The sequence below is a fragment of the Asaia bogorensis genome (genome assembly GCF_900465345.1).
Classification (GTDB): Bacteria; Pseudomonadota; Alphaproteobacteria; order Acetobacterales; family Acetobacteraceae; genus Asaia; species Asaia bogorensis_A.
Genome location: NZ_UEGO01000035.1, coordinates 103,773 through 114,164, shown reverse-complemented (window position 1 = coordinate 114,164; position 10,392 = coordinate 103,773). Strand labels below are relative to the sequence as shown.

Sequence of the window (10,392 nt, the reverse complement as noted above, 5' to 3'; positions counted from 1 at the left end):
GCGCTTCAGCGACCCTGTAGACAATGTTTGGGTCCTCCACCTGGGTTATCGCATCCCATCTTCAGGACGGTTAGAGCCACGGCGCCATCACGCCGCTCTGGACTCTGTGTTTGCTATGGCAGGGAGCACCTTTATTTTGCGGTGGAGACCGCCTGGTTTTTGCTTGCAGTATTTTTCAACGACAGTGCAAACTGCCGATGGAGACGTGTTGCCAAATCGACCGGATGCTTCCCGATATAGGACGTTGTCACGTTGGAAACTTACAAACAATATCAATCATCACGGTTCGATGTGTGACGCACTGTTGCCGCTGTACAACAGCATGACATATTTGCAGAGCTTTGCCGCGATACTCCTTCGCCTTTCGCCTGCAGGGATAATAGTGGAAGAGCGCTCCCACCCGGTTGCCTCACGCAATCGACCGGCGAAGACACTTGTGCCGCACCGTGTAGCGCAAGGAGACGACAGACAAACGGACATGATGTGCCAGATAACGGTACGCAAGCGATGGGATGTTATTGATGCCATTTCCCGAAAGGGTGACGACAAGAAGTTTCACCCCAACACGGTCATTGCGTCTCCTGCTTACCCTGACCGCTGGCACATTGGCTTTCGTCCCATCTCCTGTCTTGGCGTCCGAAAAGGTCACCGGGCAATCCAGTGCAGGTTCGCAAGACAAGCAGACATCCCATCCCTTGCGGGAGCAGGCTCAACTGCGGCAACAGCCACGCGAGGCAGTGCAATCGACAAGCGGAAAACATCGCCCGCCCCATTCCGTGCCCTCAAAACACGACGCGTTGGCTGTCGGCGCGGGGCAGAAAGCACCACCTGCAGAGATGATCTTCGTCACTGGCACACGCCTGACGCAATCGCGTCTGACCAATGTCATGGCTGGATCGTCACTGAGTGGCGAACAGATTGGCCGACGAGGCTATACCGATCTCGGGCTTGCCCTGCTGCGCGAAAACCCTGCCGTCAGCGTGCCTGACAATTCCTCACTCGGCACACAGAACATGTTTGGTGCCGGACAGTCCTTTGTGAGCCTGCTCAATCTGGGTTCACAGCGTACCCTTACTCTTGTCGATGGCATGCGCGTGGGCGGCGGGGCTACGGCTTCAATCTACGGTGTGGGATCGGGCTCGCAGGTTGACGTAAGCACGTTGCCGACCTCGCTCATCAAGTCGGTGGATACCCGTCTGGGCGGTGCTGGCGCAGCTTATGGCGCTGATGCTGTGGCTGGCGTGATCAACTATACGCTCGATGACCATTACAAGGGTGTTTCGCTTGACGGTCAGGGCGGCTGGACACAACAGCTCGACGCCGCCAGCCAGAAGATTGCGTTCAAGGCCGGCACCGGTTTCGATCACGACAAGGGGGGGCTGGTCTTCGATGTCGAATATCGCAATCAGGCCGGTATCGTCGCCAGTGATCGTCCGGATGTGTTCGGCGCCAACGCGGCTGTCTATCACCGGCCCGCACTGGGTGAAGCATCCCCTTACACCTATGTATTAAGCCCTGACCTGCGTTTCATTCAGGCATCGCTCACCGGTATGCCGTCCCTGACAGGCGCCTATGGCGACTTTCCCGTGTATGGCGGCAATTATGGTGCAACCTGGGCTGGGCTGGCGGCGTCCGGCATCGCAAATGCCAGTGGTATTCCCCTGACCTTCAGCCAGAACGGCCAGTCGCTCGTGCCGCTCAATGCAGGGACCTTGCTCAAGGGTGACACCGCTCAGGCCGTAGGGGGTGATGGTATCTCCCTGCGCAACTACAACCAGATCGTCACGCCAAATGACAAGCTCAACCTGACCTTGCTTGGCCATTACGATGTTGATCCGCACATCCACGCCCGCTGGCAAGGCTGGTACGCACGCGGCAGCGCCGAAAACCAGGTAGGTCAGGGAACATGGAGCAGCACGCTTTTCAACGATGCGCTGACGGCGAATAATGCCGGGCCCTATAGCAGCAGCTATTATCAATACGGTGTCACAACTGGCGCTTACGCCCTGAGCACCAGCAACCCGTTTCTGACAGGTGCCGAACAGAGCACGATCAAGCAGGCTCTGGCTGAAAACGGCCTGCCAACCGATACATTCTATCTCAACCGCCTCAATCAGGATCTCGATCAGGGCCTGTTTCGCACCACATCGCAGATGTTTCGTTTTCAAGGCGGGCTGAATGGCGATTTCCGGGCCTTCAACCGTCAGTTCAACTGGAAGCTGCAGGGCGAGTATACGCGCAATACCAATGCCACGACGGCCCCGTCGCTCGTTATTCCCAACCTTGTCAATGCGTTGAACGCTGTCACTGCTGCTGATGGCACGATCGAATGTGCTCCAGGCTACCAGAATGCCCCGATTGTCACGCGCAGCGCGGTATGTGCCCCGCTCAACCCGTTTGGCTACAACCAGATGACGCCGGCCGCGCGCGACTACGTCACAACGGAGTCACGCTCGACCAACCGCAACAAGCAACGCGATCTGCAGGCCGAAATCAGCTCGACCGTGGCGACCCTGCCAGCAGGGGCAATACGATGGGATCTGGGCTACGAACATCGACGCGAGGCCTATCATTTTGACCCCGGCGCCTATCTGCTTGGCTGGAAACAGGGCGATGGCAGCTATCTCCCCTACGGCAATAGCGCGTCGATCCCGTATACGGGCGGCGCCTATCATACGCATGAGGGCTTCGGCGAGCTCGATATCCCTTTGATCTCACCGGCAATGCACCTCCCGGGTGCCTATCATCTCTCCCTGACGGCCAATGGGCGCGTAACCTATAACAGTATCACCGGCACCTACTGGACCTATATGACCGGTGCGGCCTGGTGGCCCACACGCGATATTGGTCTGAGCGGCAATTATGCTGTATCGGTACGCAATCCCGGCATTGGCGAACTCTACTCCCCCCAATCCTCGACCTATCAGAACGGTGTCGATCCCTGTTCCGATACAGGCATTACGTCTGGCCCCAACCCGGCCCTGCGAGCCGCCAATTGCGCACGCGCCGGACTGCCTCAGAATTTTGTCTCGAACTTCAATTCCTACGGCGTCGAGGGTACAGCCGGGGGGAACCGGAATCTCTCCAATGAGCGTTCCAAAAGCTATACGGGCAGCCTTGAATTCAGGCCGCATTTCATGCGCGGGTTCGATGTCAAAGCCTCATTTGTGGATGTCAGAGTTGCTGATGCCATCACCTATCTGAGTGCCAATGATCTGCTCAACGCCTGCTACGACACCGGCATCTACCCGAATAATCGCTTCTGCTCGACATTCACCCGGGATTCATCGGGGCAGATTTCATCTTTCCGCTCCGGCTACTATAATATCGCCAGCTACGAAACCCAGGCACTTCAAACGACGATAGAGTACAACACCCCCCTCTCCCGTCTGGGTCTGCCCGAGAGCTCGGGGGCAATCGACCTTCGGGGCAACTACGTGCATTACGTCAAGAGCACGCGCAATTATGCCGGAAGCACCTATCTGCTTTCGGGTAATATTGCTGCGCCCAATGACAATTTCACGCTTAACACCACGTGGATACGTGGCCCCTTCAACGCCCAATGGCAGACCATCTGGTATGGCCCGAGCCTCGTGGCCCTTCAGGTGCCGACCACGCGCTATGAGGGCAACAAACGCCCGGCCTTCGCCTATTTCAATCTCTCACTCGACTATGCGGTGACCGAGCATTTCTCGACCAGCTTCGTGGTGAACAACATCACCAACGCCCTGCCACGCGATGCAGGCATCTATAGCGTGGGCCGTTATTACGAGGCGCTTATTGGTCGCGCCTTTCAGATGCGCATTGGCGCCCATTTCTGAACGCGATGCCCGCCGGTGGTTGTACTTGCGACCTCCGGCGCGCCAAGACCGTAAGCCCTTCGTCAGTTTTTGCGCCGTGCATCGACCCGGCTAAAAATCAGGGACAGCATCCAGGCCAGCACGAACAGCCCGATCACGATAAACCCGATCTGGTTGAAGCTGTCGCTGACAGAGGCCACCATGCCCCAGAACCGCCCTTCAAAACCGATCTGATCACCCAGCAGGCGCAGCGTTTCGATACTGCCAATCCCGACAGCCACGATCACCGAGATCAGGGTAATGATGATGTTATAGCGCAGCTTGCGCAACGGATCGACAAAGGCCCAGCGATAGGCCCCGAGCATGAGAACACCATCTGCCGTATCGACAAGGGCCATGCCCGCAGCGAACAGAGCAGGAAAGATCATGATCGCCGCAACCGAAACACCCCGGCTCGCCTGCGAGGCAGACAGCCCCAAAAGCGAAACCTCTGTCGCGGTATCGAAGCCGAGGCCGAACAGAAAGCCGAGCAGCACCATATGCCAGCTGCGCGAGACCAGTCTGAACAGCGGATAAAGCAGGCGTGACAGTAGCCCGCCCCGGTTCAGAAGCGCTTCTGGGTCGACCTCCTCGATCGCCCCGCCTGCCCGTATGTGACGCCAGGCGCGCCAGGCGCCGCGCAGGACGACAAAATTCGTGATGGCCAGGGCAAACAGGAAGCCCGCCGAGACAAGCGTGCTGGCAATGCCACCAATATCACGCCATGCGCCAAAACGATCCTGCATCGCCTGTGACAGCAGCGCCGTGCCCAGCGCCGCCAGCACAACAATCAGGGAATGACCAATGGCAAACCAGAACCCTGTCAGCAAGGGCTGACGCCCCATCTGGATGAACTTGCGCGTGACGTTGTCAATCGAGGCGATATGATCGGCATCGACAGCATGACGCAGGCCAAAACCATAAGCCAGCAGAGCATTGCCAAGCAGCAAGGGCCGATCGCGAAACATGACGAAGGTCCAGACCCAGAGCGCCATATTGGCCAGAAGCAGGCCAATCCCCAGCAGGGAAATGCGCCAGCGCAGCGACGGCGGAGACACCGGCAAGGTTTCAGCGCTCATCTCTGGCTCCCTCTGTGCCCGATCAAAGATCCCCGATGAGGAAGCAGTTCAGGCCTGACGGCATTTCGTGCACGTCGCAGCACGTCAGAAGGCAGGGTAAACTCGTTCACGAGAAGGGCTCTCCGCAACAACCGGATCATCCCGTCCGGTCTGGCCGTCAGACATGACAAGGGCAGGTCTCCTGGCTCACGGTTCATCGCTCCCCTGCCCCTTCCCGGATGACCTGCACCCAGTGGTTCCGGCAGGGCGCTCACCGCTCACAGTTGCGGGGACAGCTGCCGCCTCGCGCCCGATCCTTACAGGATCAGCCAGCCCGTCCGACATTCCCTTTTCACTCACTCGCGCAAGACCCTCGACGGGCTCGACCCTACCGTCTCAACCAGGCGAAAGCCAGCATTCAGCGGCCTCCCAGCGGGTGTTTCTTTCATGCCCGAACCGCACGTTTCAGGGGTTACCCAACCGATATTGCCACTCCCCTGCGGGAAACCATGCGCCTTTCCAGGCATTTGTTGGACCGTGACTTTGGTTCGGCCAAGCGCCGGACATCAGATAAACGGGAGCAGAAAACGATGAGCGCCTATCGTACGATCAACCCCGCCACAGGCAAAACCGAGCGCGAGTTCGATCTTCACACCAAGGCACAGGCCTTTGAAAAGCTCGAGGCTGCCCATGAATTCTACAGAAGTGACTGGCGTCACCGCAGCTTTGCCGAGCGCAAGGCCATCGTCAGCAAGGCGGCGCAGATCCTTGAGCAGAACAAGGAAAAATACGCCCGACTGGTTTCCATCGAAATGGGCAAGGTTCTGCCTGAGGCCATTGCCGAGACCGAACTCTCTGCGAAGATCCTCGCCTATTACGCCGAAAACGCCGAGAAATTCCTAGCCCCGCGTGATATCCCTGTCTCGGAAGGTCGTGCGACGGTTCTCAGCCAGTCTCTGGGTGTCATCTACTGCGTCGAACCCTGGAACTTCCCTTACTACCAGCTTGCACGCGTGGCAGGTCCCAACCTGATGGCCGGCAATGTCGTACTCGCTAAACACGCACCGGGTGTGCCGCAATGCGCCCTCGCCTTCGAAGCGCTGTTTCTTGAAGCCGGGGCACCCAAGGGAGCCTGGACCAATCTGTTCATCGACAATGATGTGTCAGAGGAACTGATTGCGCGCCCTGAAGTGCGTGGCGTGGCCCTGACCGGCAGTGAGCGTGCAGGCAGTGCTGTCGCCGCACAGGCTGGCAAGGCCCTGAAAAAGACCACGCTCGAACTTGGCGGCTCCGATCCGTTCATCGTGCTCGACGATGCCAATCTCGACGAGGTCATCCCCCGTGCCGTGGCAGGGCGCATGTCCAATAACGGTCAGGTTTGCACCGCCGCCAAGCGCATGATCGTTCATGAATCACTGGCCGACGAATTCGTGCGTCGCCTCTCCGACGCCTTGGCCGAATTCCGGTACGGTGATCCGCTGGAACAGGGTGTCACTCACGGCCCGATGAGCAGCGAAAACGCCATGAAGCTCGCACTGAGCCAGGTCGAAAAGGCAGTCGATCACGGGGCAAAACTTGTCACCGGCGGCAAGAGGCTCGATCGCGAGGGCTTTTTCATGCAGGCGGCCCTGCTGACGCATGTCACCAAGGATAACCCGGTTTTCTACGAAGAAATTTTCGGTCCCGCCGCCATTGTCTACCCGGTGGCCGATGACGACGCCGCAATCGCGCTTGCCAATGACTCTCCGTTCGGTCTGGGCGGTTCCGTTCATACGGCTTCGGTCGAGCGTGGTCGCAAGCTTGCCGAGCGCATCGAGACCGGCATGGTGTTCATCAATGATGTGACGGGCACCGCCCCGGAACTGCCATTTGGCGGGGTCAAGAATTCCGGCTATGGCCGCGAGCTTTCCTCCAACGGGATCGAGGAATTCGTCAATCACAAGCTGATCCGTTCAGCCTGATCGAAACCGGCCTGTCACGATCGTCCACCTGATCCGTGACAGGCCCTCAGGATGCCCTGTGCAAGGCCTTACGAAAGCCAATTCCTGACCTCACAAGCGCCGCGACACGCTTTGCCATGAAACTACGGCTCACGTTTTCGCGATGAACAGGGTGCAATGCACAGCCCGCGGCACTCGACCGCCGTCCGAAAAACGGAGCCTCATCATGACCGATTACGCAAAGCCCCCCTTTGATACCCCTCTTCAGGATCGCATCCCCGGACAGACCAAAGCCATGACGCCCCTCCCTGATCATGGTGAGGAGAGCTATGAGGGCTCAGGTCGCCTTGCGGGCAAGATTGCCCTCATTACAGGTGGCGATTCCGGCATTGGCCGTGCCGTCGCCATCGGGTTTGCGCGCGAAGGCGCCGACATCGCGCTTTCCTATCTTGACGAGGAAGCAGACGACGCCAGAGAAACAGCTGCCTGGATCGAAAAGGCGGGCCGCAAGGTGCTGCTCCTCCCCGGCGACCTGAAGTCACGCGAGATCTGCAAATCCGTGATTGACCAGACAGTCTCGACCTTCGGCCGGATCGACGTTCTAGTGAACAACGCCGCTTTCCAGATCGAACGCCTCACTCTTGAGGACATTTCGGAAGATGAGTGGGATGATACGTTTGCCACCAATATCGGCGCGACATTCCGTCTGACCCGCCACGCTGTTCCCCATATGAAGCGCGGCGCCTCGATCATTCATACCGTCTCGGTCAATGCAGACAGCCCCAAGCCGCGCCTGCTTGCTTATTCCGCCACCAAAGCCGCCATCCAGAATTTCAGCGGCGGACTTGCGCAGTTGCTTGGTGAAAAGGGTATCCGCTCCAACACCGTTGCTCCGGGCCCGATCTGGACACCGCTCATTCCTGCCACCATGCATGGCGACCACGTGCATGTCTTTGGCGAGGATACCCCGCTGGGCCGCCCGGGCCAGCCTGTCGAACTGATCGCGCCTTACGTGATGCTCGCCAGCGACGAAGCCAGCTATATCTCGGGTGCTACCATCGCCGTAACAGGCGGCACGCCTGTCATCTGAGGGATAGTGGGGCCTTGCCCCACGCCCCACCAAAGGGCCGTCGCCCTTTGGAAACCCCGGATGTTGGGGCTTTCTGAAGGGAAGTTCTGGTTTTGACTGAGGCAGGTCGCAAGATTACCGCTGCGCCGCAGTCCGGGCCAGAAACTCATGCTGTAGGCAGCTTCGCCTCGCTGACGGTTGCGATGGCGTCGCCGCTTCAAAACCCAGACAAATGAACTAGAGGGAGTTTCTCCCTTTTCAGGGAGCGGGGTAGCGCCAGGCGCCACCCTTTTCCTGCACTGATCCAACCGGAGATCAGCGATGGCCGTTGGTCAGCTCATCGGCGAGTGTTTTCTCGTTATAGACCACTCTGAGCGCGGTAATGATGGCGCTCGTATCGGTCGCGACAGCGCGGTTATTGCTGATGTCGTAATAGAGATCACCCGCAAGGCTCGGCAGATTACCATCGAAGATCAGGCCGACAGCCTTACCTTCGCGATTGATGACCGGAGAACCGGAGTTACCCCCCACAATGTCGTTGGTCGAAACGAAATCGAGATGCGTTGCCAGATCCAGATTGGCCTTCGCATCCAGCCAGCGCTTGGGCAGAGCAAAAGGCTCGCTGCCGGTGGCGTGACGATACATACCCGCAAAATCCGTGAAGGGCGCGACATCCGTGCCATTCTTGCGCCAGCCCTTGACGGTGCCATAGGACAGGCGGGGCGAGAACGTGGCGTCGGGATACAACGCATCGAGGCGATTTTCAGCCTTGGCCTGAGCGAAGCGCGCACGGGCAATATCGCCCTGAGCCTTGTGCAGCGGGGCGGAAACCTCGTCACGCATACGATCATGAAGTGACGCATAATCGGGATAAAGCTTGCGGGCAAAGACGATCAGCGGATCGGTCGAGGCTTCGATGGCCTTCAGACCCCCTTTCCACAGGGCGAGACGCTGCGCCGGATCAGACAGATGCGTCCCCTTGATGAGGCGCGCCGCCACGTCTTCCGGTGCATCATTGCCAAGGGCCAGATGGACAAGACTGTCATCAGCACCTGCCACCTGGCGCAGGCTGGTCAGGCTGAGAGCCAGCGAGGCGGTTTCAAGATCCGGATAGAAAGGCTCTTTCGCACCAAGGCTGGTCTCGATTTCACCGAGCTGGGCGTCATGGAAGCCCGCATGACGCTTGGCGTCAGGCTTGGCCCGCTCATGAGCCCCTTCCACCAGGGTCATGACGTCATCAAGGAAACCACGGAAGACCATACCGATGGCCAGATTGCGCGTGAACAGATCCTTCTCAAGCGCAACGGCCTTGTCCACCATGGCAAAAGGCTGGCCATAAGCAGCACGACGCGCCGGGTCAGCATCGATCCAGCGTTGCAGGGCGGCATCTTCCTTCTCACGTCGGCTCACGATATCGCCTGACTGAAGTGCCGCCTGAGTGCCGGAATAGGATTTCAGACCGTTCTGGATACCGAACAGCGTATTCTCCGCCTGCTTCGCGTGATCGGCGCTTTCACGGCTATATTGCCACAGCATCCCCTCACGCACGGAAAGCATGGCGATAATTGCCGGATTGGCGACATCACGCTGGAATGCAAGGGCTGCAGCAGGCAGCCCGCGCTGCGTGCGCCCTGGATTGCCGGAGGTAAAAACCAGATCATCCGCCTTGGGGCCGTTCGGATCGAACTGCAGGAACGGCGTGTTCACCGGCTTGCCGCCCTCATAGACGCGCAGCATCGACAGATCGATATCGTAACGGGGATAGTCGAAATTATCCGGATCACCGCCAAAGAAAGCGATCCCCTGCTCGGGGGCCATCACCACGCGCACATCGTTGTAGCGGCGGTAACGGTAAAGCGCGGTCTGCCCACCATGATAGAGGGAGACCATATCGCAGCGCCAATGCGCGTCGTCACCGCCCACGCAATCCTTGGTTAGCTTGCTTTCCACTTCCTGCAAGGCTGCCGAATAGGCGGCCCCCTGTTTGCCCTTGGTGGCTTCTGCTACAGGGGCAGACACGTCTTTCATGGTGTCGAGGCGATCGAGCTCCATACCAGGGCACTGACGCTCATCGGCAAGGTCCTTCGTGTAGAACCCGTCGCGGAAATAGTCGTGATCCTTGTCGGACAGCGCGGCAAGGCATGAATTGGCGCAGTGATGATTGGTCATGACCAGCCCGTTGCCTGACACGAAGGAAGCAGAGCATCCCTCGGCCAGACGTGCCGAGGATTGCACAACGTGCTGGATCCAGGCGGCATCTGGCTTGAAATGGTACGTCTTCTGCAAAGCAGCGTTGGGCAGATGATCGAATGTCCACATGCCCTCATCGGCGCGTGCCGTGTCCGCAAGCGTTACGGCCCCGAAAAGGGCCGATGAGAGGAAAAGCGATAGACGGGCACGGGTCATGGGCAGCAGCTCGGCTCTGGATGATGATATAATGTATCAATCCATAACATGCGCCAATTTGCAAATCGCAAAATCAGCGC

5 protein-coding genes and 1 riboswitch are annotated in these 10,392 nt (G+C 58.7%); of the genes, 3 read left to right on the top strand and 2 right to left on the bottom strand.

The genetic code is table 11. The annotated features are described in order from the left end of the window. Positions 1–836: 836 nt before the first annotated feature. Positions 837–3,821: a TonB-dependent receptor domain-containing protein gene (locus tag ED655_RS13845; RefSeq protein WP_240993678.1), complete on the top strand. Its 2,985-nt coding sequence runs from the start codon at positions 837–839 to the stop codon at positions 3,819–3,821. A gap of 62 nt (positions 3,822–3,883) precedes the next feature. Here ED655_RS13845 and ED655_RS13840 read toward each other — a convergent pair whose 3' ends face one another. Further along, positions 3,884–4,918, bottom strand: a complete 1,035-nt coding sequence (locus ED655_RS13840; protein ID WP_122050659.1) for a HoxN/HupN/NixA family nickel/cobalt transporter — start codon at positions 4,916–4,918, stop codon at positions 3,884–3,886. Positions 4,919–5,072: 154 nt separating this feature from the next. Continuing rightward, positions 5,073–5,287, bottom strand: a riboswitch (cobalamin riboswitch). A 200-nt stretch (positions 5,288–5,487) separates the two neighbouring features. Here ED655_RS13840 and ED655_RS13835 point away from each other — a divergent pair. Then, on the top strand, positions 5,488–6,858 hold the full coding sequence (locus ED655_RS13835) for an NAD-dependent succinate-semialdehyde dehydrogenase (protein ID WP_122050658.1): 1,371 nt from the start codon (positions 5,488–5,490) through the stop codon (positions 6,856–6,858). Between the two features lie 205 nt (positions 6,859–7,063). Then, on the top strand, positions 7,064–7,927 hold the full coding sequence (locus ED655_RS13830) for an SDR family oxidoreductase (RefSeq protein ID WP_122050657.1): 864 nt from the start codon (positions 7,064–7,066) through the stop codon (positions 7,925–7,927). A 294-nt stretch (positions 7,928–8,221) separates the two neighbouring features. Here ED655_RS13830 and ED655_RS13825 read toward each other — a convergent pair whose 3' ends face one another. Continuing rightward, a complete protein-coding gene (locus tag ED655_RS13825; RefSeq protein WP_122050656.1) occupies positions 8,222–10,312 on the bottom strand; it encodes a S46 family peptidase in 2,091 nt (696 codons plus the stop codon). Between the last annotated feature and the right edge of the window lie 80 nt (positions 10,313–10,392).